Origin of the sequence: Microbacterium arabinogalactanolyticum, assembly GCF_030268005.1 — a bacterium.
Classification (GTDB): Bacteria; Actinomycetota; Actinomycetes; order Actinomycetales; family Microbacteriaceae; genus Microbacterium; species Microbacterium arabinogalactanolyticum.
In genome coordinates, this window is sequence record NZ_BRZC01000003.1 from 365449 (window position 1) to 389475 (window position 24027).

The 24027-nt window shown below is 70.9% G+C and carries 15 protein-coding genes; 9 read left to right on the top strand and 6 right to left on the bottom strand.

Annotated elements, in window-relative coordinates:
- The first annotated feature begins 150 nt into the window (after nt 1–150).
- A complete protein-coding gene (locus MIAR_RS04115) occupies nt 151–4014 on the top strand; it encodes an endo-alpha-N-acetylgalactosaminidase family protein (protein ID WP_285631728.1) in 3864 nt (1287 codons plus the stop codon).
- A gap of 68 nt (nt 4015–4082) precedes the next feature.
- Here the strand turns inward: MIAR_RS04115 and MIAR_RS04120 are convergent, their stop codons facing one another.
- Nucleotides 4083–5108, bottom strand: coding sequence for a LacI family DNA-binding transcriptional regulator (locus MIAR_RS04120; protein ID WP_285631731.1), 1026 nt, complete (start codon nt 5106–5108; stop codon nt 4083–4085).
- Between the two features lie 95 nt (nt 5109–5203).
- Here MIAR_RS04120 and MIAR_RS04125 point away from each other — a divergent pair, with 95 nt between their 5' ends.
- Nucleotides 5204–6952 (top strand): glycoside hydrolase family 35 protein, encoded by a 1749-nt coding sequence (locus tag MIAR_RS04125; protein WP_285631734.1) that lies wholly within the window; start codon nt 5204–5206, stop codon nt 6950–6952.
- Nucleotides 6953–7096: 144 nt separating this feature from the next.
- Entirely contained in the window at nt 7097–10720 is a 3624-nt protein-coding gene (locus MIAR_RS04130; protein ID WP_285631737.1) for an alpha-L-fucosidase, read from the top strand.
- Nucleotides 10721–10855: 135 nt separating this feature from the next.
- Here MIAR_RS04130 and MIAR_RS04135 read toward each other — a convergent pair whose 3' ends face one another.
- A complete protein-coding gene (locus MIAR_RS04135; RefSeq protein WP_285631740.1) occupies nt 10856–11494 on the bottom strand; it encodes a TetR/AcrR family transcriptional regulator in 639 nt (212 codons plus the stop codon).
- Nucleotides 11495–11578: 84 nt separating this feature from the next.
- On the opposite strand from MIAR_RS04135, the gene MIAR_RS04140 reads away from it, so the two are divergent.
- The 5 genes from MIAR_RS04140 (at nt 11579) to MIAR_RS04160 (ending at nt 18797) form a co-directional block, all read left to right on the top strand.
- Entirely contained in the window at nt 11579–12871 is a 1293-nt protein-coding gene (locus MIAR_RS04140) for a glycosyltransferase (protein WP_285631742.1), read from the top strand.
- A 90-nt stretch (nt 12872–12961) separates the two neighbouring features.
- Nucleotides 12962–13180, top strand: coding sequence for a hypothetical protein (locus tag MIAR_RS04145; RefSeq protein WP_285631745.1), 219 nt, complete (start codon nt 12962–12964; stop codon nt 13178–13180).
- A 144-nt stretch (nt 13181–13324) separates the two neighbouring features.
- Complete coding sequence (locus tag MIAR_RS04150; RefSeq protein WP_285631748.1) at nt 13325–16159, top strand: helix-turn-helix transcriptional regulator; 2835 nt, start codon at nt 13325–13327, stop codon at nt 16157–16159.
- 110 nt (nt 16160–16269) lie between these two features.
- On the top strand, nt 16270–16479 hold the full coding sequence (locus tag MIAR_RS04155; RefSeq protein WP_285631751.1) for a heavy-metal-associated domain-containing protein: 210 nt from the start codon (nt 16270–16272) through the stop codon (nt 16477–16479).
- A 56-nt stretch (nt 16480–16535) separates the two neighbouring features.
- A complete protein-coding gene (locus MIAR_RS04160; RefSeq protein ID WP_285631754.1) occupies nt 16536–18797 on the top strand; it encodes a heavy metal translocating P-type ATPase in 2262 nt (753 codons plus the stop codon).
- Between the two features lie 75 nt (nt 18798–18872).
- Here MIAR_RS04160 and MIAR_RS04165 read toward each other — a convergent pair whose 3' ends face one another.
- Nucleotides 18873–19472 (bottom strand): DUF305 domain-containing protein, encoded by a 600-nt coding sequence (locus MIAR_RS04165; RefSeq protein WP_285631757.1) that lies wholly within the window; start codon nt 19470–19472, stop codon nt 18873–18875.
- 67 nt (nt 19473–19539) lie between these two features.
- Nucleotides 19540–19962, bottom strand: coding sequence for a DUF6153 family protein (locus MIAR_RS04170; RefSeq protein WP_285631760.1), 423 nt, complete (start codon nt 19960–19962; stop codon nt 19540–19542).
- Nucleotides 19963–20175: 213 nt separating this feature from the next.
- Between MIAR_RS04170 and MIAR_RS04175 the strand changes: the two genes are divergently transcribed.
- Complete coding sequence (locus MIAR_RS04175) at nt 20176–22299, top strand: copper-translocating P-type ATPase (RefSeq protein ID WP_285631763.1); 2124 nt, start codon at nt 20176–20178, stop codon at nt 22297–22299.
- A 30-nt stretch (nt 22300–22329) separates the two neighbouring features.
- Here the strand turns inward: MIAR_RS04175 and MIAR_RS04180 are convergent, their stop codons facing one another.
- Nucleotides 22330–22920, bottom strand: a complete 591-nt coding sequence (locus MIAR_RS04180; protein ID WP_285631766.1) for a GNAT family N-acetyltransferase — start codon at nt 22918–22920, stop codon at nt 22330–22332.
- Between the two features lie 240 nt (nt 22921–23160).
- Nucleotides 23161–23985 (bottom strand): LuxR family transcriptional regulator, encoded by an 825-nt coding sequence (locus tag MIAR_RS04185; protein ID WP_285631769.1) that lies wholly within the window; start codon nt 23983–23985, stop codon nt 23161–23163.
- Nucleotides 23986–24027: the final 42 nt, after the last annotated feature.

Genomic DNA, 24027 nt, shown 5'->3' on the forward strand with positions numbered 1-24027 from the left:
CGTCGAACCGAGTGTTTGCGCTCTACAGTAAATCCATTCCTGGCAGTTCGTCGACACGTTCTACGCAGTGATAGCCAGAAGTCCAGGGTTGTTTCCGCAAACATCTTCTGCGATCATCGTGACCGAACGCCGATTCGAAGGAGAACCAGGGTGAAGAGAACGCAACGACGCTGGGCGGGGGTGGGCCTGACCTGTGCGGTCGTCGCGGCCGGCCTGTCGGCCTTCAGTACGGCCCCCGCGTGGGCGGTGGGCGACGGACAGGTGGTGCTGCGCACCGGCGTGCTCGAGGTGCGAGCCTCCAGCGCCTTCCCGCAGGTTGTCCAGTACATCGATCGAGCCAGCGGCGCCGTCATGCGCGGCAACGACAGTGCACTCACCTCGATCCAGATCAACGGCACTCCGCAGCCGGTCTCGGTGAGCTCCGCCCAGATCGACGGGAGCACGGTCGAATACGTGCTCACCCCGACCGCCCTCGACGGCGTGCGCCTCACGGCGCGCCTGAGCGTGAAGAAGAACGTCGTCACGCTGAAGTTCACCGACATCCAGGACCCCGGCAAGAAGGTCGCGACCCTGCGCATCCCGGGACAGAACCTCGTGACGGTCTCCTCGGCCGACGAGGGATCGGCCGTCGCCGCGGCGAACCTCTCCGTGGACCGCGCCGTCTCGGGCGACACCTTCATCCCGGTGAACGCACAGACCCCGCTGAACGCGTCGCCGGTGTCGTCGAACGCCGTCATCGCGAACACCGCGCGGCTCGCGGCGGCCTTCACCACCAACGCCATGTACGACGAGTCCAGCGGCCCCGCCAACAAGGACTCCGGCAACTTCTGGCGCCAGGCCGTCAAGGACGGCGACGACGTCGAGGTCGGCATCTCGAGCGGCCAGTGGCTGTATCGCGCCAAGGGGGCACCCGAACCCGAGGAGCTGCCCTGGGTCAAGGTCGCGATCACCCCCGACGCGAACGCCGACGGCACCGTCGACTGGCAGGACGGCGCGATCGCGCTGCGCGACCTGCGCGTGGGCCCGTACAAGGGCGAGCAGACCCCCGACAACGTCGTCACGCACATCCCGTTCAACTTCGCCTCGCAGGCCACGCACCCGTTCCTGCGCACGCTCGACGACGTCAAGCGCATCGCGCTGAACACCGACGGGCTCGGCCAGGTCGCGATGCTGAAGGGCTACACCAGCGAGGGCCACGACTCCGCCAACACGGACTACGGCGACAACTTCAACGAGCGCGCCGGCGGGCTCGACGAGCTCAACGACGCGCTCGCGGCAGGCAAGAAGTGGAACGCCTCGTTCGGCGTGCACATCAACGCCACCGAGATCTACCCCGAGGCGAACTCGTTCAGCGACGACATCATGAACCCGAAGTCGCCGGGCTGGAACTGGCTCGACCAGTCCTATTACATCGATCAGCGCTTCGACACGAACTCGGGTCGGCTCGACAAGCGCATCGGCGAGCTGGCGGATGCCACGAACGACAACCTCGACTTCGTCTACGTCGACGTCTACTACCAGTACGGATGGCTGGCGAAGAAGATCCAGGAGTCGCTGGTCGACCACGGCTTCCGCGTGGGCTCGGAGTGGGCCGACAAGCTGCCCGCCAACAACACCTGGTCGCACTGGGCGAACGACGAGAGCTACGGTGGCTCGACGAACAAGGGCATCAACTCGCAGATCCTGCGCTTCGTGAACAACACCGAGGCCGACGTCTGGAACCCCGATCCGCGACTCGGTACCAGCCACATCGTCGAGTTCGAGGGCTGGACCAACCAGAACGACTTCAACGGGTTCCTGAAGAACGTGTGGACCGCGAACGTTCCGGCGAAGTTCCTGCAGCACCACGAGATCACGCGCTGGACCGATGAGGCGATCGATCTCGAGGACGGCGTGCGGGTCACCGGCACGGATGCCGCGAGCCGGTCGATCACCGTCGGGGGCGCCGAAGTGCTGCACGGCGGGAACTACCTGCTGCCGTGGGCCTCGAAGGACGGCGGCAAGGTCGACAAGCTGTACCACTACAACCCCGCGGGCGGCAGCACCACGTGGACGCTGACCAGCCAGTTCGCCGGCAACGCCACCATGCAGTTGTTCTCGCTCGGCGACGGCGGTCGCACCAAGGTCGCCGATGTTCCGGTCGTGGACGGCAAGGTCACGATCGACGCGAAGGCCGGGCAGCCCTACGTGCTCGTGGCGGGCAAGAAGGCGGATGCCGGCAGCAGCCTGCCCAAGAAGACCCGCTTCGGTGAGAGCACCCCGGTGGTCGACCCCGGATTCAACGAGACGACGCTGGACGCCTGGAGCCCGACCGGCGAGGTCACGATCGAGCGCGACGGCCTGGGCCGGCGAGCGGCGAAGATCGGTGCCGGCGAGGCATCCCTCAGCCAGCGTCTGGGCGCCCTGCCCGCCGGCGAGTACACCGCCAGCGCGTGGGTCGGCATCGACAAGAACAAGACCCGCGACGTGAAGCTCGGAGTGCAGGTGCCAGGCGGCAAGGACGTCGGGATCGCGATCGACTCCTCCAACGCGCAGAACTACGTGGCGGCCGACGAGTGGCACGGCACCACCATGCAGCGTCTGAAGGTGCCCTTCACCGTGAGTGCTGACGGAACCCGCCCCACGTTGACGTTCAGCGCCGGCGCGGGCGACGCCGCCGTGCGCATCGACGACGTGCGGATCATCACAGCGGCCGCCCCGAAGCTCGGCGGCGATGTGATCGCCCGCGAGGACTTCGAGGACGTCGACGCCGGATGGGGGCCGTTCTACAAGGGCGCGGCCGGTGGCAGCACCGACCCGCGCACGCACATCGCCAAGCGCAACGACTACACCCAGAAGGGATGGAACGGTCGCCAGATCGACAACATCCTGAACGGCGAGTACTCGCTCATGGCGCACGACGAGAACTCCGGCATCGTGTACCGCACCTCCGAGTACTCCGTGCCGTTCCAGGCCGGTCACCGCTACCGGGTGTCGTTCGACCACCAGTCGACGAGCGCGGGCGAGTACGCCTGGGTCACGGGGTACGACGCGGCGAACGGGCCCCGGGTCACGCAGCGCACGTCGATCGGTGCGGTGCACGAGACCACGCGTTTCGAGCAGGTCATCGACGCCAGCGCCTGCGGTGACACCTTCGTGGGCCTCGAGCGCATCGGCGGCGGCAGTGCGGACATGATCCTGGACGACTTCCTGGTCGAGGACCTCGGAGCGTCCGACGCGATCCCCGCCTGCGCGCAGGTGAGCGGAAAGCTCGGTGCGGACGTGATCCAGCAGGGCGAGGCCACGCCGTTCACGACCACGTTCATCTCGGACGAGGGCGCCCCGATCTCGGATCTCGCCGTGTCTCTTGAACTGCCTGAGGGGTGGACGGCCGAGGCCGTGACCCCGGCGACGGCGGCGACGCTGCCCGCCAAGGGCACGCTGACCACGAAGTGGAACCTGTACGCGCCGGCGGAGGCCGACGGCTCGTACGACATCACGGTCAAGGGCGCGTACAGCACCACGGTCGAGCCGATCGGGCCGCGGACGGCGACGGGCACGGTGACGGTCAAGACGCTGCCGGCTCCGCCGACGAAGACCGTCTACGCCAGCGATCACGACTGGGTGACCTCCAGCAACGGCTGGGGTCCGGTCGAGCGCGATCTGTCCAACGGCGAGCAGGGCCAGGGCGACGGCACGCCGCTGACGCTCAACGGGGTGGTCTTCGCGAAGGGGCTCGGTGCGCACGCGCCGAGCAACGTGAAGTACTTCCTCGGCGGCAACTGCACCGCCTTCACCGCGAAGGTCGGCGTCGACGACGTGCAGACGTCGCGCGGATCGGTCGTGTTCTCGGTGAAGGTCGACGGCAGGACCGTCGTCACCTCGCCGCTGATGAAGCCGACCAGCGAGACGTTCGACCTCACGGCCGACGTGACCGGTGGTCAGTTCGTCGAGCTCGTCGTCGGTGACGGCGGCGACGGCAACGGCAACGACCACGCCGACTGGGCGGACGCCGAGTTCACCTGCGCACCGTGACGGTGACCCGACGCGGCAGGTGAGTCGTGGGGAGCGGATGCTGCGGATGCAGCATCCGCTCCTTCACGTCATGCGCGCGGCGCGGCGGTGGACGAGCGGATGATGAGCTCCGGATGCAGGTCGGGAACGTCATCGAGGTCGCGGCCCTCGATGTGCGCGATGAGGCGCGACGCGGCGGCGCGGCCCATGCCCTCGAAGGGCTGCCGCACGGTCGTCAGCGCAGGCGAGGCGAAGGCCGCCAGTGCGATGTCGTCGACGCTGACCACCGAGACGTCCTCCGGGACGCGCCGGCCGGCCTCGTGCAGCGCGCGGATCAGGCCGAACGCCATCTCGTCGCTGGAGACGAACACGGCGGTGGCATCCGGGATCGCGGCGATCGTGCGCCCGGCGCGATAGCCGGACTCGGGCGTCCAGTCGCCGGGGATCACCGGCGGCGGCGTGATGCCGCGCTCGATGAGCACCTGCTCCCAGGTCTCGCGGCGCTGGCGGGACTCGAGCCAGTAGTCGTCGGCGGGCACGTGCCACACGGTGGAGTGCCCGAGGTCGAGCAGATGCTCGACGGCCAGCCGTGCGATCGCATGCTGGTCGACGATGAGAGGGGCGTCCATGTCGAGGGAGGCGCGCTCGGTGCGCGTCGAGGGGGTGCGGTCGGTGCGCATGCGCATCGCCGGGGAGTTCAGCTCGACCGGCAGGCCGAGCACGATGCCCTCGGCGCCCTGCCGCTCCAGCCGGTCGAAGGCCTGCACGAACGCGTCGGTGGAGGCGTGGTCGGGGACGGCGGCCATCGTGACCGTGTAGCCGTTCGCGGCGGCCGCCTGCTCCACGCCGGCGCCGAGCGCGGCGGAGGAGTACCGGTCCGTCGAGACGAGGATCATGCCGAGGATGCGGGTGCGGCCCGAGGCCAGCGACGCCGCGGCGGCGTGGATGCGGTAGCCGAGGGTCTCCACCGCCGCGTGCACGCGCCGGGCCGTCTCGGGACGCACGTTCTGCTGCCCGGAGAGCACGCGCGAGACGGTCTGCGCGCTGACCCCGGCGGCACGTGCGACGTCGAGCTGGTTGGGGGCCCGATCGGGGCTCGGGCGACGTGGTGACATGGAACGATGGTAGCGGCACAACCGCATGATCCCGCGGTTGTTCCCGGGTCTGGATGAGATAGTGTGAACGCAAACATCCGCATCTCAGGAGACGTATGACCAGCTTCGCCGCCCCCTCGCTCACCTGGCGCGATGGCCGCCTCTTCCGCGACGGCGAACCGCACCGCATCCTCTCCGGCGCGGTGCACTACTTCCGCATCCACCCCGATCAGTGGGAGGACCGGCTGCGCCGCCTCGCGGCGATGGGTGCGAACACCGTCGACACGTACATCGCGTGGAACTTCCATGAGCGCGCCGAGGGCGAGTTCGACTTCACCGGCTGGCGCGACGTCGCGCGCTTCATCCGCATCGCCGGCGAGGTCGGCCTGGACGTCTACGTCCGCCCCAGCCCGTACATCTGCGCGGAGTGGTCCAATGGCGGCATCCCGTTCTGGCTGTCCGGCAGTGCGCGCGCGCTGCGCTCGTCGGATGCCGGCTTCCTCGCCGCCGTGGATGCGTGGTTCGACGCGCTCATCCCGCAGCTGGAACCGCTGCAGGCCGTGCACGGCGGGCCGATCCGCCTGATCCAGGTGGAGAACGAGTACGGCTCCTACGGCAGCGACCAGGCCTACCTCGCTCACCAGCGCGATGCGCTCGTCTCACGCGGGATGGTCGAGATGCTCACCACCGCCGACGGCACCACCGCCGACATGGTGCGCAACGGAAGCATCCCGGGCGCGATGGGCACGTTCACGTTCGGCACCGGGGTCGCCCTCGCGCAGGAACTGCGCCGTGACGATCATCACCTGATGTGCAGCGAGCTGTGGGGCGGCTGGTTCGACCACTGGGGCGAGCAGCACCACGTGCGATCGGCCGAGAGCATGATCGGCACGGTGCAGGAGCTGCTCGATGCCGGCGGGTCGGTGAGCATCTACATGGCGCACGGCGGCACGAACTTCGGGCTGTGGGCGGGAGCAAACCACGACGGCGTCATCCAGCCCACCATCACGTCGTACGACTCGGATGCCCCGATCGGCGAGGACGGCTCGCTGAACGACAAGTTCCACGCGCTGCGCGCGGCGTTCGCCCCGTTCCATGCGGGCGAGCTCCCGGAGGTCCCGGATGCTCCGGAGCACCAGCCCGCCGCATCCGCCCCGCTCGTGCCGATCGCCTCGCTGCTCGACGTCGTGCGCGCGCAGCCGGTCGTCGCCACCGCGCCCCAGCCGCTCCCGTACGAGGAGCTGGGTGCGGAGGACGGCCTGGTCGCCTACGAGTCGGATGTCGTGTTCGAGGCCGACACGGTGCTCACGCTGCGCGAGCTGCGCGATCGCGCCACCGTTTTCCTCGACGACGTGCGTCTCGGCACGGTCGAGCACGACGGCGAGCAGAGCCTGGCGCTGCCCTCGGGCGGTGGCGCCGGGCGGCTCACGATCGTCGTCGAGAGCCTCGGGCGCATCAACTACGGGCCGCTCACCGGTGAGCGCAAGGGCATCCTCGGCGGGGTGCTGATCGGCCGCCGGTTCCAGCACGGCTGGGAGCACCGGATGCTGCCGCGCGACGCGGTGCCCGCGGCGGGGCTCGCCGCCGGAGCGGACGGCCTGGCCACGGCATCCGTCACCGTCTCGCGCCCGCTCGACGCGTGGATCGCGCTGCCCGGCTCCGCGAAGGGCATGGTGTGGCTGAACGGCTTCCTGCTCGGACGGTACTGGGAGCGCGGCCCGCAGGTCACGCTGTACGCCCCCGGGCCGCTGTGGCGCGAGGGCGAGAACGAGATCGTCGTGCTCGACACCGACCGCCTCGGCGTCACCGTCGAGATCCGCGAGAGCGCCGACTACGGCCCGCGCGAAGAGTTCGTCGGGTCGTGATCCGGCCGCACTGACCGGATACATCGGGTCAGTGTTCGGTTCGGTGCACTTCCTGTGCCGAAATACGAGATTCCATTGTTGATACATCCGATCTCTGTTACGTTCGCGGTGATCCCCATCCCCTAACGCAATGGAGCAGAAGGAATGCGTGTCCCCCTCACACACCAGCACGGGCGATCACCGGTCCGTCGTACTCTGCGCGGCGCGCTCGCCGCGCTCAGCGCCGCCGTCGTGGTCGGTGCGCTCGTGACCCCTCTCACCGCCTCGGCAGCTGAGACCGACGATCTCGACATCGCCTTCGGCGGCTCCCTGGTCGGCACGACCGCGTACACGACCGTCGAGGGCGAGACCATGCGCGGAGTCGTCCGGCGCATGAACGGCGCCGAGGAGCAGATCCCCGGCGGCGGCGTCACCCTCGGCGGCGGCACGCAGGGCATCCGCTTCGACGCCTCCGCCTTCACGCTCGCCGACCCCGGCGCGACCAGCGGCTTCGTCGCCGAGCTCTCCGTCACGCCGGCGGCGTCGCAGAGCGACATGGCCACGCTCTTCGCCGCGGGCGGCAACCTGTTCGTCCGCATCCAGCAGGGCGAGCTCGTGTACGGCTTCGACTCGCAGGCCGGTGGAAGCTGGAAGCAGAACCGCCGCACCGCCCCGGCACCCGCCGGCGGGGTCGAGCACGACCTGTCGGTGCAGTACATCCGGGTGGGGGCCGGAGCCGAGATGCACGTCTCGATCGACGGCACCGCCCTCGCCACGGTCACCGCCGATGCCCCCGCGGGCATCGACGCATCGGCCGCGTCGTCCTTCGGATTCGGCAACGACGTGCACCCCGCAGCGGCAGGCCGCGGCTACGTCGGAGACCTGCACCGCGTGCGCGTCGCGTCGGGTCTCAGCGCCTACGATCCCGCGCAGAACACCTACCAGCCCGCACCCGTCACGAAGACCCTGATGAACGCCGGGTTCTCGGGTGCCGTCGACGGCACCGCATACGTGCCCGCCGCGGGTGAGATCGTCGACGGCGCGCTCGCGGCGCGAGGTGGCGCGACCGTGTCGTCCGGGCGCCTCGTGCTCTCCGGTGCCGCACAGGCGGCCGACTTCACGGCATCCGCGGATCCGTTCGCGGGAACCACCCTGGACGCCGGGTTCGTGACCGAACTCGAGTTCACGACCGACGTCGCGCAGAAGGACCTCGCCACCCTCGTGGCCGTCGGCGGCAACTTCTCGGCACGCTACCGTGCGGGTGGACTGCAGTACGGCTTCAGTTCGAAGGCCTCGGGCAGCTGGGTCGACCACATGAGCACCGTCGCCCTTCCGGCGAACGGGAAGGCGCACGTGCTCTCGCTGGCGTATCAGCCTCTCGACGGCGGCGGCGCCGAGGTGATCGCGTGGCTCGACGGTGAGGAGCTCCCGAGGGTGAGCGCCACCGAGCGCTCAACCCGCAACACGGGCGTCACCAGCACGGCATCCCTCGGGAACGAGGTGCCGGCGATCGGCGGCCGTGCGTTCATCGGTTCCTTCGACAGGGCCCGGTTCGCCCTGCTCACTGAGCCGTTCAGCGCGCAGGCGTTCGAGTATCAGTCCCTCAAGCCGGTCGTGCCGTGCGCCGACATGACGGGCGTCGAGCCGGGCAACTACGTGCCGATCTCGGCCGACGACTGCCCCGCCAACGTGATCGCCAAGTCCACACTGGTGCGGCCGACCCCGCAGCAGCTGCGCTGGCAGGAGCTCGGGCTGACGGCGTTCCTGCACTTCGGCATCAACACGTTCTACGACCAGGAGTGGGGCCACGGCACCGAGGACCCGGCCCGCTTCGACCCGACCGGAGAGGTCGACGTCGACGGCTGGATGAAGACGCTGCGCGACTCCGGTCACCGCATGGCGATCCTCACGCTCAAGCACCACGACGGCTTCGTGCTGTACCCCTCGCGCTACACCGACTACGACATCGCGGCGACGCCGTGGAAGGACGGCAAGGGCGACCTGGTGCGCGAGTTCACCGACGCCGCGCGCAAGTACGGGATGAAGGTGGGGCTCTACATGTCGCCCGCCGACTCGCACGAGGAGCTCACCGGCCGCTTCGGCAACGGCAGCCCGAAGTCGCCGCGCACGATCCCCACCCTCGTGCAGGGCGATGACCGCGCGGGACAGGATCTGCCCGGCTTCACCTACGACGCGACCGACTACGGGGCGTACTTCCTCAACTCGCTGTACGAGATCCTCACCCAGTACGGGCAGATCGACGAGGTGTGGTTCGACGGCTCCAACGGCAACACCGAGAAGCAGGAGATCTTCGACTACCCGGCCTTCTACGATCTGATCGGCAAGCTGCAGCCGAACGCCGTCGTCGCGGTCGGCGGCCGGGACGTGCGCTGGGTCGGCAACGAGTCCGGCACCGCCCGCCAGAACGAGTGGGCGCCGATGGCGGTGGACGTGCCGCAGGACGGCGGCAAGATCGGCGTCGTCGCCGGAGGCTCGTTCGAGCAGGTCGGTTCGGCCGACACGCTCGTCTCCGGCGCCAGGGCGGGCGCGGATGCTCTGCACTGGTGGCCCACCGAGTCGGACATGAAGCTCACGCAGGGCTGGTTCGCACACCCGACCGACACGCCCAAGAGCGGCCCGACGCTGCTGAACCACTACCTGAACACGGTGGGCCGCAACTCGGTGATGCTGCTGAACAACCCGCCCACCACGAACGGGTCGTTCGCGCCGGCATCCGTCGACGCCCTCGCCTCGTTCGCGGCCGAGCGTCGCAAGGCCTTCGGGGTCGACCTCGCCCTCGGCGTGCCGGTGGAGGCCCCCGACGGGACGTCCGCCGCGCTCACCGACGGCGATCGCCGCTCGGCCTGGAAGGGCGACGGCGCACCCGCGACCTTCACGATCGATCTCGGTGCCGCCCAGACGATCACCCGAGTCACCCTGTCGGAGGGCGTCGACGTCGCCGGCCAGTCCGTCGACGGGTTCCACATCGAGGCGGAGGTCGACGGCGCCTGGACGAAGGTCGGGTCCGCGGGCACCATCGGTGTCAGCCGGATCGTGACCCTGGACGCGCCGACCACCGCGCAGCGGTTCCGCCTGGTCGTCGACTCCGCGCGAGGGCCGTTCGCCCTGGCGAAGCTGGCCCTGCACCCGACGCTCGACGCCGACCCCGGGCGCCTGACAGAGGTGTGGCTGGACTGCACGGCCGAGCGTGCGGGTGATGGTTCGAAGGCGCGTCCGTTCTCGTCGCTGGAGCAGTTCCGCGAGACCGAGCTCGCGCCGGGCGCCGCCGTGCACCTGCGTGCCGGCACGGCCTGCGCCGGCTCCGACACGCCGTTCTGGGGCTACGGCACAGCGGATGCCCCGATCGTCGTGGACGTGTACGACGGTCATGAGCCGCCGACGTTCGGCGACCGCACGGCGCGCGAGGTGTTCCAGGGACTGCAGGCCCAGGGCTGGAAGGTCGGCTTCCGTGACGGGGAGCCGACCGTCTCGCTCGGTTCCGGCACGGTGAAGGTCGGCGACGAGGTCGTCGTCTCGGTGGCGGACTTCCCCGCATCCTCGGAGGTATCCGTGGGGGTCGAAGGCGCCGGACGCCCGCGCGGTGCTATCACGACGGATTCGCAGGGGGCCGGTTCGGTCACGCTGCGGATCGCCGGGCTCGCCCCTGGCACACATCAGCTCATCGCGCGCGGCACCGACGACGCCCGCGCCGCGGTGACGATCGTGGTCGAGGCCGGGCGGAGCGCCGCGCACCGGCAGGACGGCGGAATCGAGATCGCGCCCGCCTGATCGTGGCGGACGGAGGGCGCCGGATGCCGGGAGCGAACCCGCATCCGGTGCCCTCCTCTGCCGTCGCATGAGGTGATGCGCGACAGGACGTTCCTCAGACGACGGATGCCTGGCAGCTGCATCCGTCACCGCCTCTCAGGCGAGCTGACGTCGCGCCGCGTCGCACAGCCAGGCCGTGTAGCGCGGCATGCTCCAGCCAGACTGCAGGACGAGCTGCTGATGCCCCTCGGGTGACCAGAGGAACGACAGGGCGGCCGCTGTGCCGGGGATGTCGATGTCGGCCGGGGCGATCCCTCGGTCGATGAGCAGCTCGACGGTGGCTCGGTAATCGGCCATGCGGCGTGCGAGCAGCGCCTCGAGCGCCTCGGCGATGACGGGGTCGGCGCCTGCGGCGCTGAGGATCTCGATCCACAGCAGGCTCGTCCGGGCGTTCGCAGCGGCGATGAAGCCGGCAGCTGCGGCGAGCAGGGCGTCGCCGTCGCCGATCGCCGCGATCCGCACGCCCTCCGTGCTGTCAGCGAGCTGCGCGTCGCCCTCCGCGCCGGCGAACGCCTGCTCGAAGGCGCCGAGCAGCAGATCGCGCTTCGGCCCGTTGGCCTTGACGGTCTCGGCGGAGACGCCCGCTCGCCGTCCGATCTCGGCGAGCGAGACGCCGGAGTAGCCGCCCTCCGTGAAGCTCGCGGCGGCGGCGTCGAGCACGCGGCGGCGAGTGGTGGCGGCCTGCTCGGTGCGCAGCTCCGAACGGTAGGTGCGGGTCGTACGGGATTCGGGCATCGTTCTTCCTATTGACAACCATGATGAGGTGGTGAATGCTTCATCGGTGTAGTCGATCATATCCCCTGAGCCGAGGCCTTCACCATGACGTCCATCCTTCTCGCCGCCACCCCCGTCCACGGACACGTCGCACCTCTGCTGGCAGTCGCCTCGTCGCTCGTCGCCGCGGGCGATCGCGTCAGGTTCCTCACCGGCTCCCGATACCGCGACGCCGTGCTCTCCACCGGCGCGGACTTCCTGCCGCTGCCCGCCGAGGCCGACTACGACGACCGAGACATGGATGCCGCCTTCCCCGGCCGCCGAGGCCTGAAGGGCCCCGCGGGCATCCGCTACGACATGATCGAGATCTTCCTGAAGCCCGTCCCCGCCCAATTGCGCGCAGTGTGCGAGGCGATCGCCGCCGAGCAGACCGACGCCGTCCTCGCGGAATCGATGTTCGCCGCCGCAGCCGTGCTGAGCGGCCTGCCCCGCGAGGATCGCCCGCTGCTCGTCAACCTCGGTATCGTGCCGCTCGCCCTGAAGCATCCTGATGTCGCCCCGTTCGGCCTCGGCATCCGCCCCCATCCCGGTCCGATCGGGCGCCTGCGCAACGCCGTGCTGACGACCATGGCTGAGAAGGGCGTGTTCGCGCCCGTGCAGCGCTTCGCCGACACGATCGCACGGGCCGAGACGGGGCGCGGACTGACGCGGTTCTTCCTGGACTGGCCGGCCGGCGCCGATCTGCTCGTGCAGTTCACCGTGCCGGAGTTCGAGTACCCGCGTCCCGGAATGCCCGACACCGTGCACTTCGTGGGCCCGGTGTCACGTGCGCGCGTCTCGACCGCCTCGCTGCCCGAGTGGTGGGGCGACCTGGAGGGGCGGCAGGTGGTGCACGTGACGCAGGGCACCGTCGCCAACTCCGACTGGGCTCTGGTGACGGCTGCCACAGCCGGGCTCGCCGGCGCCGATGCGATCGTGGTCGTGAGCACCGGAGGACGGCCCGTGGACTCCATCCCCGGTCCGCTTCCCGACAATGTGCGAGTCGCGAGCTTCCTTCCGTACGACCGGCTGCTGCCCCTCACCGACGCGCTCGTCACGAACGGGGGTTACGGAGGAGTGCACTACGCCCTCGAGAGCGGGGTGCCCATCGTCGTCGCCGGGCGCACCGAGGACAAGATCGAGGTGAGCGCCCGCATCGCCTGGAGCGGCGTGGGGATCGACCTGCGCACCGATGCGCCGAGTCCGTCGCAGGTCGGCGCCGCGGTCCGCGCGGTGCTGGACGACCCGTCCTACCGCCGGCGCGCGGAGGATATCGGCGCAGCCGTCCGCCGTTCGCCCGGCCCCGACGCCGTGCACGGCATCGTCGCGCAGGCGCTCGACGCGCGTGATCTGATCTGAGGCGCCGAGCCTGCAGGAATAGGGATTCCTCCCGATGCCCGCGCTCCCCCTTACCGAGGAGTGTAGGGATGCATCGAAAGGGGACATCCCATGAATCTGGACACCTTCGGAACCTACCGCGTCGCCGTGTTCGAGCTCGAGCGCGCGACCGAGCTGGCGGAGCGTCAGCGCATGATCGCGGAGCGCGCGGGCGTCGTCGCGAAGGACGGCGTCTGGCGGCGGATGATGCGGCGGCTCGCCGCGCATCGCACCGCGGCCTCGAGCGCCGACTGCCCGGCCGGCGCCCGCTGCGCGCTCGCCGACGCCTGACGCGAGACGCCTGTGACCCTCGCAGCAGGTGCCGCGTCCCCGACCTCCCCCGCCCCGGCCGCGCGGAAGGTCGTCGGGCGGGGCGCTCGAACGGCATCCGCCGCACCGACCCCCGACGTCGGCGGCGGATGGCACGATGAAGGCATGTCCCTCATCGCCTCGACCGCCGAGATGGTGGGTCGCGACGCCGAGCTCGAACTGCTCGGCGCCGCGCTGCGTCGTGCCATGGCGGGGGAGACTTCCGCCGTGCTGGTCGCGGGCGAGGCCGGCATCGGCAAGTCGCGGCTGCTGCGCGAGTTCCGCGCACGCGCGGGTGACGACGTGCTGATGCTCGCCGGGTGGTGCCTGGACTACGGCTCCACGCCGGCGCCGTACGGCCCGCTGCCGGCGATCCTGCGCGCCGCGCTGGCCGCTCTCGGCGACGACGCGGCGCACGCCGCCGGTCCCGGCCGGGATGCGCTGCGGGTGCTGCTGCCCGAGCTGGGCCCGGCCCCGGCCGACCGCACCTCGGGTGCCGAGGGGCTGCGCGAGGCCATCGCCAACGTGCTCGAGGTGGCCGCCGCGCGGCATCCGCTCGTCATCGTCGTCGAAGACCTGCACTGGGCCGACGACGCCACTCTGACCGCACTCGCGTTCCTGCTGCGCGCTCTCGCCGGCCACCGCATCCTGTTCGTGTTCACCTGCCGGGTGGACGAGGTGCGCCGCGGCGGCTCCGTGCGCACGTTCCTGGTCGAGGCGGAGCGCGCCCGGCTGCTGGAGCGCATCGAGGTGCAGCGCCTGGACCCGGTGCAGGTGCGCGCTCTCGTCGAGGCGCTGAACGGCCCCACCGATGACGCCGGCTTCGCCCGGCTGCTGGAGCGCTCCGAGGGCGTGCCGTTCTTCATCGAAGAGCTCTCCTGCGAGGCATCCGGCCCCCTGCCCGACTCCCTTCGCGACGTGCTGCTGGTGCGCTTCGACGCCCTCGACGAGGACGCCAGGCGCGTGGTGCGGGTGATCTCGGCATCGGATGCCGTGGTCGACCACGATCTGCTGACGGAACTCGCGGGGCTCGACGACGACCGGCTCGATGCGGGCATCCGCGCCGCCGTCGGCGCGGCGATCCTCGCCGTGCGCAGTGACCGGGGCTACGGCTTCCGGCACGCGCTGCTGCGTGAGGCCGTGCATGACGACCTGCTGCCGGGTGAGCGCTCCCGTCTGCACCGCGCCTACGCCGAAGCGCTGGAGCGGCGCGCGGAGCGAGGGGAGTGCGGCTTCGAGGCGGCGCTCGCGTTCCACTGGCACCAGGCGCACGACGCGCGCCGCGCACTCGGCGCGGCCATCGCCGCGGCGGAGCGGGCGCGCACGAGTTTCGCGTTCTCGAGTGCGGTCCGCTTCGGCGAGCTCGCGCTGGAGCTGTGGGACCAGGTGCCGGATGCCGAGGAGGTCGCCGGCCGGTCGCACCTCGAACTGCTCAAGGGTCTCGGGTCCCTGCTGCGCAACGCAGGACACGACGAGCGGGCGATCGCGGTCGTGAATCTCGCCCTCGACGAGGTCGACGACAGCACGCCGCCGATCGTGCGCGTGAAGCTCCTCCGCGACAAGGCGCTGTACGTGCAGAACAGCGGACGCCCCGGCGCCGCCGGTCTCGTGCGCCAGGCGCTGGCCGCGATGCACGACGGGGTCGAGGACGAGCGGCTTCGCGCGGTGCTGCTGAACCTGCTCGCGGGGCGGCTCATGGTCGAGGGGGATCTGGCGGCGGCGGTGGATGCCGGCGAGCAGGCGCTGCGGATCGGGCGCGAAGGCGGCTTCGAGAACGTGGTCTCGGTCGCGGCGAACCTGATCGCCAGCAGCCGGCTGCATCTCGGTGAGGTCGACCGGGGCCTGGAACTGTACGAGCTGTCGTGGGAGCACGCCCGCGACACGGACGCCAAGCTGCGCTACTGGGTCAACCACTCCGATTCGCTGAGCACGCTGGGGCGCTACCGCGAGGCGCTGAAGGCCGCGGAGCGCGGCGTCGAGCACGCCAAGGAGCTCGGCCTGGAGCGCTCGAGCGGGTCGATCCTCACCGAGAACATGGTCGAGCCGCTGCTCGAGCTGGGCGAGGTCGACCGCGCCGAGGAGCTGCTGTCGAAGGACCTCACGCTGCGCAGCTTCCGCATCTTCCGGGTGTACACCACGGCATCCCGCATCCGCGCGCTGATCTGGCGGGGCCGGATCGACGAGGCGAGCGCGCTTCTGGAGGAGTGGCGTCCGACCTTCCTGGCGGCGTCCGAGGTTGAGCGTCAGGTCTGGTACTCGATCATCGACGTCGAGATGGCGATCGGGCTCGCCTCGGGACGGCTCGCCGACGCCGCGCAGGCTCTCGAGCGGATGCTGGACCACGAGACTCCGCGCCTCGCGCACAGCGCCCGGCGGCTGCTCGACGGGGCGCTCATCGTGGCGGGCATGCGCGCCACGGGTGACGCTGCCCGAGCTGGTGCTCTCGCCGAGCGGATCCGCGAGGCGTGGTCCGAGCACCATGCGTACTTCGAGGACTGGGGTGTGCTGGTCGAGGGTCTGCTGAACGGCGACGCCGTCTCGCTGCGCGAGGCGATCGCGGTGGCGGATCGCATCGATGGGCCCGTGATGTTCCGCTCGGCACTGCGGCTCGAGCTGGCGCGGGCTCTCGTCGCCGTGCAGGGCGATCGGGGCGAGGCCGCCACGGCGCTGGCCGAGGCGGCGAGGATCGCCGAGCGCACCGGGCATGCCCGGTTGCGACGGGAGACGAGGGAGTTCGCGGATGCCAGCAGGCTGGGTGCCTCGCCGGCCCGGGGCGACGGATCCGAGCTCACCGAGCGGGAGCAGCAGGTGCTCGAGCTGATCGCCGAGGGCCTGAGCAACCGGCAGATCGCCGAGCGCCTGTTCATCAGCATCAAGACCGTGAGCGTGCACGTCTCCGCAGTGCTCCGCAAGCTCGGCGCCTCCAGCCGCACCGAGGCCGCTGCCCGCCACCGCGCCTGAGTGCCTCGCTTCCGAGGCTTCTTGCACTCGCGGGAATACCCCCTGGGGGTATTTGGTAGTACTCTGATGGAAGTACCCTGCGGGGGTACTCGAGACACAGAGGAGACGCCATGACCACCACCGAGTTCCAGGTGACCGGAATGACCTGCGGGCACTGCGAGATGTCCGTCCGTGAAGAGGTCGCGAAGATCGCCGGGGTCGACAGCATCGACGTGAGCGCCCAGACCGGCCGCCTGGTCGTCAGCTCGGCATCCGCCGTCGACTCCGACGCCGTGATCGCAGCCGTCGACGAGGCCGGCTACCGCGCCGTCGCCGCCTGACCCCTGCCCGCACGACACTGATTCCGCCGATCCAGCCCGAACCCGAGGAGCATGACATGACCATCGCAGAGCCGTCCCGCATCGATCTCGAGATCGGCGGAATGACCTGTGCGTCCTGTGCCATGCGCATCGAGAAGAAGCTGAACAGGATCGACGGCGTGACGGCCACCGTCAACTATGCGACCGAGAAGGCGCAGGTCGTGGTCGACGGACCGCTCGACCCGGCCCTGCTGATCGCCACCGTCGAGAACGCCGGCTACACGGCATCCGTGCCCGCGCCGCCCGCCGATGCGGACGGCGCGGGCGCCGAACCGGATGCGGAGGGTCCCGAGCTGCGTGCGCTGCGGCACCGCCTGATCGGATCGGTCGTGCTGAGCGTGCCGGTGATCCTGCTCGCGATGATCCCCGCGCTGCAGTTCACGTACTGGCAGTGGGCGTCGCTGGCGCTCGCGGCACCGGTGATCGTGTGGGCGGCCTGGCCGTTCCACCGAGCCGCATGGGTGAACCTGCGCCACGGCGCGGCCACCATGGACACGCTGATCAGCCTCGGCACCTCGGCCGCGTTCCTGTGGTCGCTGTATGCGCTGTTCCTCGGCACCGCCGGGATGCCGGGCATGACGCACGGGTTCTCGTTCGCGCTCGAGCGCACCGACGGCGCCGGGAGCATCTACCTCGAGGTCGCCTCGGGCGTGACGATGTTCGTGCTCGCCGGGCGCTACTTCGAGAAGCGCGCCAAGCGCCAGGCGGGGGCGGCGCTGCGCGCGCTGATGGAGCTCGGGGCGAAGGACGTCGCGGTGCTCCGCCCTTCGACGGGCTCAGGAACCCAGGTCGAACGCCGCATCCCGATCGCCGAGCTCCGTGTCGGCGACGAGTTCGTCGTCCGGCCCGGCGAGAAGATCGCGACGGACGGCGTGGTCGTCTCCGGCACGTCGGCGGTGGACCGGTCGATGATCACCGGCGAGTCCGTCCCGGTCGAGGTGTCGGCGGGGGATGCTGTGACCGGCGCCACCGTGAACGCCGGCGGGCGCCTCGTCGTGCGAGCCGCCCGGGTCGGCGCGGACACGCAGCTGGCCCAGATGGCGCGCCTCGTCGAGGACGCGCAGACCGGCAAGGCCGAGGTGCAGCGGCTGGCCGACCGGATCTCGGGGATCTTCGTGCCCATCGTCATCGGCATCGCCCTGGTGACGCTCGCCGCATGGCTGCTGCTGGGCTTCCCCGCATCCATGGCCTTCACCGCCGCGGTGGCGGTGCTCATCATCGCCTGCCCGTGCGCCCTGGGCCTGGCGACCCCCACGGCGCTGCTGGTCGGCACGGGTCGCGGCGCGCAGCTGGGCATCCTGATCAAGGGCCCCGAGGTGCTCGAGTCCACCCGCCGCGTCGACACGATCGTCCTCGACAAGACCGGCACGGTCACCGAGGGCCGGATGTCCGTCGTCTCCGTCGTGCCCGAACAGGGCACGGATGCCCCGGAGCTGCTGCGGCTGGCCGGAGCGATCGAGCACGCCAGCGAGCACCCGATCGCCAGGGCCATCGCATCCGCCGCGGCCGCGGACGGGGCGGTCGTCGAGCTCCCGCCCGTCGAGTCGTTCCAGAACCACGAGGGTCGCGGCGTCACGGGCGTCGTCGAAGGACGCGCCATGCTCGTCGGGCGTCTGTCGCTGCTGGAGGACTGGTCCGTGCATCCGTCCGCCGAACTGCTGTCGGCGAAGGCGGATGCCGAGTCCGCAGGGCAGACCGCGATCCTGGTCGCCTGGGACGGTGTGCCGCGCGGCATGATCGTGGTCGCCGACGAGGTCAAGGCGACCAGCGCCGAGGCGGTCGCGCAGCTGAAGGCGCTCGGGCTGACGCCCGTGCTGCTGACCGGCGACAACCAGGCCGCCGCCCGGCACATCGCCGCGCAGGTCGGCATCGACGAGGTGATCGCCGAGGTGCTGCCGGCGGACAAGGTCGCCGTCGTGGCGCGGCTCCAGGCCGAGGGCCGCGTCGTGGCGATGGTCGGCGACGGCGTCAACGACGCACCCGCCCTCGCGCAGGCCGATCTGGGCATGGCGATGGGCACGGGCACGGATGCGGCGATCCAGGCATCCGACATCACCCTCGTGCGCGGGGATCTGCGCGCGGCATCCGATGCCATCCGTCTCTCGCGCCGCACGCTCGGCACCATCAAGGGCAACCTGTTCTGGGCGTTCGCGTACAACACCGCGGCGATCCCGCTCGCGGCGCTGGGCCTTCTGAACCCGATGCTCGCGGGAGCGGCGATGGCCTTCTCGAGCGTGTTCGTCGTGGGCAACAGCCTTCGTCTGCGCTCCTTCCGCTGAGCGACGTCACCGAGCGGGCGACGACGAAAGGGGGCGGGTCGCGATCGCGACCCGCCCCCTTCGTGCGCCCGAGTGTCAGAGCGTGTTGAGCATCTTCCGCATCTCGGTGATCTCGGCCGTCTGATCGTCGACCACGCGCTGCGCGAGGTCCAGGGCGTCGGCGTCCTTCCCGGCGGCCAGCTCCTTCCGGGCCATCTGGACGGCGCCTTCGTGGTGCATGATCATCTGCTCCAGGAACAGGCGGGACGCGGTGACGCCGTCGGCGTCCTCGAGCGCCGCGAGGTCGTCGGGCGACATCATCCCGCCGCCGTGGTCCATCCCGCCCATGTCGGGGTCCTGCCCCCACCCGGTCAGCCATTCCCGCATGGTGTCGATCTCGGGCTGCTGGGCGTTCTTGATCCGCTCGGCCAGTTCGGCCACCTGCGGGGCGGTGCCGTCCTTCCCGAGCACGATGTCGGACATCTCGACGGCCTGCTGGTGGTGGGCGATCATGTTCATCGCGAAGTCGATGTCGGCCTGGGCCGCCGCGGTGGCGCCGCTCGGACTGCTCGGCGCGGGTGAGGTGCTCGAGGAGCCGTGATCCATCCCGTTCATGTCGGACGGGGCCGAGCATCCGGCCAGCGCGAGGGCCGCGGCGAGCGTGATGGTGCTGATGGTGAGTGTGCGGATTCGCATCTGAGTCTCCTTGGTATCTGTCGTCTGGGTCGTGGGGGTGACGCCGCGCGCGGCGTCCATCCCGGACTCAGGTCCGACTGATGCAGAGCGTGATGTGCGAGGGCGGACGACGTGGCGCTGTGCGGGAAGCGGATGCCCTGCTGCGGACCGCGCCCGAGCGGATGCGGCGCAGCACACGCCGCGCGAGCGAGGGGCGGATCGCCAGCAGCAGACCCGCGAGCAGGGCCAGCACGCACGTCATGGCCATGCCGGAGTGCGAGGGCTCGGGCTGTGCGGCGGACGAGAGGCCCTGCGCGGGGGATCCTGGCTCGCCGTGCGCCGTTGCACTCAGGGGTGAGTCGTGGGCGGCGTCGTCGGCCTCGACGGCGTGGGTGACGAGGCCCGGCCCGTGTCCCACCGGGTCGGCGCTGAAGGTGTGCATTCCGAGCAGGCCGAGGACCACACCGAGTGCGATCGCCAGCAGCAGGGGCGCGCCGGTGCTGCGCTGCATGGTGCGCCTCCTCTGTCGACATCTTCGGGACCCTTGTCGGGAATACCCCCTGGGGGTATCTTAGTTGGAAGACATCAGAAGCCGGTACCCCCGGCACCGGATGCCGAGGAGGCCCCGATGGACCCGCACAACCACGCCGAGCATATGCGTCACGCGCCCGTTCGGGAGGAGAACTCCTCGATGGGAGGAGCCTCCGAGCACGAGCCTCCTCCCATGGCTGAGAACTCCTCCGGTCATGGTGCGCACGCGGGGCACGGCGTGCACGCGGGGCATGGCGTGCACGCGGGCCACGATGGTCACGCAGGGCACGGGGACCACGCCGGCCACGGCGACCACGCCGGCCACGGCGACCACTCCGGTCACGGGGGCCACGCCGGACACGGCGACCACGTCGGCCAGTTCCGCCGGCTCTTCTGGATCAACCTGCTGATCGCCGCCCCCGTGGTCGCGTCCAGCGGCATGTTCGCGATGATCCTCGGCTACGAGGTCCCCGGCTGGGCGCGCTGGATCGCCCCGATCCTCGGCACGGTCATGTACGTCTGGGGCGGGCGACCGTTCCTCACCGGCGCCGTCTCCGAACTCAGGTCGCGCAAGCCCGGCATGATGCTGCTGATCGGCCTGGCGATCACCGTGGCGTTCCTCGCCTCTTGGGGCGCGAGCCTGGGCGTCCTGCACCATGAGCTCGAGTTCTGGTGGGAGCTCGCCCTGCTGATCGTGATCATGCTGCTCGGGCACTGGCTGGAGATGCGCTCGCTCGCGCAGACCACCTCGGCCCTCGACTCGCTCGCGGCCCTGCTGCCCGACGAAGCCGAGCGGGTGGACGGCGACGACATCACCGTCGTCAGCCCCGCCGACCTGCGGGTGGGTGACATCGTGCGGGTGCGCCCCGGCGGCAGTATCCCGGCCGACGGCGTGATCGTCGACGGTCGCGCCGACATGGACGAGTCCATGCTCACGGGGGAGTCCCGCACGGTCAGCCGCACCATCGGCGACTCCGTCACCGCCGGCACCGTCGCGACCGATTCCGGGCTGCGCGTCGAGGTCACCGCCACCGGCGACGACACCGCGCTCGCCGGAATCCGCAAGCTCGTCGCCGACGCGCAGGCGTCCAGCTCCCGCGCTCAGCGGCTGGCCGACCGGGCCGCCGCCTGGCTGTTCTGGTTCGCGCTGGGCGCCGCTGTGATCACCGCACTGGTCTGGACGTTCGTCGGCCTGCCGGATGAGGCCGTCATCCGCACCATCACGGTGCTCGTGATCGCCTGCCCCCACGCGCTGGGCCTGGCGATCCCGCTGGTCGTCTCGATCGCGACCGAGCGCGCGGCCCGCGCCGGAGTGCTGGTGAAGGACCGTCTCGCGCTGGAGACCATGCGCGACATCGATGCCGTGCTGTTCGACAAGACCGGCACGCTCACCAAGGGCGAGCCCACCGTGACGGGTATCGCGCCGGTCGACGGATGGTCGGACGACGACGTGCTGGCGCTCGCCGCGGCCGCGGAGGCCGACAGCGAGCATCCGCTGGCCAGGGCGATCGTGCGCGCGGCATCCGCCCTGACCGTCGCCGGTGCGACCGGCTTCACGTCCTCGCCGGCCGTCGGCGTCACCGCGACGGTCGACGGGCACGAGATCCGCGTCGGCGGACCCCGGCTGCTGGAGGAGGTCGGAGCCGACGAGGTGCCGGTTGCCGCCGGCTGGCGCACCGAGGGTGCGATCATCCTGCACGTCGTGCGCGACGGGCGGGTGATCGGCGGGCTGCGGCTCGCGGACGAGATCCGCGCCGAGTCGCGCGAGGCGGTGGCGGCGCTCCGCAGGCGCGGCGTCGAGGTGGTCATGATCACCGGTGACGCCGAGGCCGTGGCGCGCTCGGTCGCCGGCGAGCTGGGTATCGAGCGGGTGTTCGCGGGCGTGCGGCCCGAGGACAAGTCCGCCAAGGTCGCCGAGCTGCAGCGCGAGGGCAAGAAGGTCGCGATGGTCGGCGACGGCGTCAACGACGCCCCGGCGCTCGCCCAGGCCGACGTCGGCATCGCGATCGGTGCAGGCACGGACGTGGCCATCGCCTCGGCCGGGGTCATCCTGGCATCCGACGACCCGCGTTCCGTGGTCTCGGTGATCGAGCTGTCGCAGGCGAGCTACCGCAAGATGAAGCAGAACCTGTGGTGGGCGGCCGGCTACAACCTGATGTCGGTGCCGCTCGCGGCCGGCGTGCTCGCCCCGATCGGGTTCGTGCTGCCGATGTCCGTCGGCGCCGTGCTGATGAGCCTGTCCACGATCGTCGTGGCGCTCAACGCCCAGGCGCTGCGCCGCCTCGACCTGCGCCCCGAACGGGTGGTCGCCCGCTGACGCCGCCGGGAGGTGGCGGGGTCGGCGACGTCAGCGGCGGCCCGGCCACTCCTCGGCCAGCAGCCCGTAGTTCATGCCGTCCATCCACTCGCCCGAGCGGTGCAGGGCAGTCTTCCGGCTGAACTCCTCACGGCGCATGCCGAGGCGCTCCATCAGCCGCCACGACGGCTCGTTGGCGGCGAAGCATCCGGCGTGCACGCGGCGCAGACCGAGCGTCCCGAAGCAGAGGTCGATGACCGCGCGGACCGCCTCGGAGGCGTATCCGCGGCCGGCGTACGCGGGCGCGAGCACCCAGCCGAGCTCCGCCTCGGTGCCCTCCGCCTCCGCGGCGACCTCGGCCTGCGCCCATGCATCCCCCACCTTGACCATGAGGTCGCCGATGATCGCCGGTGCGCCGCCGGTGGCATCCGCGAGTTCGATCACGAAGGTGATCGCCCGCCGCCCGGGGTCGGAGTACGTCTCGCCGAAGCTCTCGCGTGTGGCCGGAGCGCGGCCGAGCCACCTGTTCACCTCGGGCAGCCCTCGGAACTTCCACACCGCGTCGAGATCCGCGTCCTCGAGCGGCCGGATCCGCAGCCGCTCGGTCCGGATCGGCCAGTCGACGGTGCTCAATGAAGCCATTCCGCCAGCGTAGCGCCGGGGTCCCGCGCCGCTGCCACGCCATGTGCCTTCACGTGTCCACCGGCGGCGGCCGCGGCCGGTCGCTCCGGGTCGCACTTCGTCGCGTTCTCCGAGTGCACGCGATACCCGGGTCGCACTTCGTCCCGCTCGGCCGCTCTGATTGCGGGACGAACTGCCACCCGGACCGACGGGGGATGCCGAGAGCAGGACGTACTGCGACCTGGGTGGTGTCCCGCCGCCTCAGGGCAGCTGCCCCGCGGCGCGGGCCAGCCGTACGGCCTCGACCCGGTTGGCCGCGCCGAGCTTGCGGGATGCCGTGCGCAGGTAGCTCTTCACGGTCTCGGCACCGAGATTCAGGCGCGTGCCGATCTCGGCGTTGCCGCAGCCCATCGCGACCAGGGCGAGCACGTCCACCTCGCGCGCGGACAACGGCGCGACCTCCGCGGATCGCGGATGGGCCATGCGCTGCAGGATGGCATCCAGCCGCGCGCGGATGCCGGCATCCTCGACGTCCTGCGCCAGCTCGCGCAGCTCGGCGAACGCGACGCGCACATCCTCCCACTCGCGATCGGGGGCCGGGTGCTCGCCCGAGCGCATCCGCGCTGCCGCATCCGCGACCTCCGCGCGCTGCGCCAGCGCCTCCTCCACGGCCAGGTCGTAGCCGAACCCGTCGGCGACGCGCTTCATCGCCGCGGACGCCTCGGGAGTGAGCATCGCGGCATCGCGCGTGGCCCCGTAGATCACCCCGCGCACGTCGCCCTTCACGATCACCGGGAAGGCGCTGACCGTGCGCATCCGCTCCGCCGCCACCGCGGCGTCGTAGGCGTGGGTGATGTGCCCGTCGCTGAGGTAGTCGCGCACCGTCGCCGCACGGGCGGATGCCATCACCAGCCCGCCCAGGCCGTGACCGGTGCGGATGACCAGACCGTTCAGCCGATCGGTGCGGCCGCCGAGCGTGTGCGAGATGGCGAAGTGGTTGGCGCGCGGGCGCGCGATGCCGCCGAAGACGATGTCCAGTCCGCTGCGGTCGCGCAGCGCGTGGAATGAGGATCCGAACAACGGCATCCCGCACCTCCTGCCGGGCGGTGCCCCGGTGCCGCCGCCCGC

What these genes read in the sequence shown, in the direction of transcription:
- MIAR_RS04160 (WP_285631754.1), top strand. Translation starts at nt 16,536, where the DNA reads ATGACCATCGCAGAGCCGTCCCGCATCGATCTCGAGATCGGCGGAATG.
- MIAR_RS04150 (WP_285631748.1), top strand. Translation starts at nt 13,325, where the DNA reads ATGTCCCTCATCGCCTCGACCGCCGAGATGGTGGGTCGCGACGCCGAG.
- MIAR_RS04165 (WP_285631757.1), bottom strand. Translation starts at nt 19,472, where the DNA reads ATGCGAATCCGCACACTCACCATCAGCACCATCACGCTCGCCGCGGCC.
- MIAR_RS04145 (WP_285631745.1), top strand. Translation starts at nt 12,962, where the DNA reads ATGAATCTGGACACCTTCGGAACCTACCGCGTCGCCGTGTTCGAGCTC.
- MIAR_RS04180 (WP_285631766.1), bottom strand. Translation starts at nt 22,920, where the DNA reads ATGGCTTCATTGAGCACCGTCGACTGGCCGATCCGGACCGAGCGGCTG.
- MIAR_RS04135 (WP_285631740.1), bottom strand. Translation starts at nt 11,494, where the DNA reads ATGCCCGAATCCCGTACGACCCGCACCTACCGTTCGGAGCTGCGCACC.
- MIAR_RS04120 (WP_285631731.1), bottom strand. Translation starts at nt 5,108, where the DNA reads ATGTCACCACGTCGCCCGAGCCCCGATCGGGCCCCCAACCAGCTCGAC.
- MIAR_RS04125 (WP_285631734.1), top strand. Translation starts at nt 5,204, where the DNA reads ATGACCAGCTTCGCCGCCCCCTCGCTCACCTGGCGCGATGGCCGCCTC.
- MIAR_RS04175 (WP_285631763.1), top strand. Translation starts at nt 20,176, where the DNA reads ATGGCTGAGAACTCCTCCGGTCATGGTGCGCACGCGGGGCACGGCGTG.
- MIAR_RS04170 (WP_285631760.1), bottom strand. Translation starts at nt 19,962, where the DNA reads ATGCAGCGCAGCACCGGCGCGCCCCTGCTGCTGGCGATCGCACTCGGT.
- MIAR_RS04130 (WP_285631737.1), top strand. Translation starts at nt 7,097, where the DNA reads ATGCGTGTCCCCCTCACACACCAGCACGGGCGATCACCGGTCCGTCGT.
- MIAR_RS04140 (WP_285631742.1), top strand. Translation starts at nt 11,579, where the DNA reads ATGACGTCCATCCTTCTCGCCGCCACCCCCGTCCACGGACACGTCGCA.
- MIAR_RS04185 (WP_285631769.1), bottom strand. Translation starts at nt 23,985, where the DNA reads ATGCCGTTGTTCGGATCCTCATTCCACGCGCTGCGCGACCGCAGCGGA.
- MIAR_RS04155 (WP_285631751.1), top strand. Translation starts at nt 16,270, where the DNA reads ATGACCACCACCGAGTTCCAGGTGACCGGAATGACCTGCGGGCACTGC.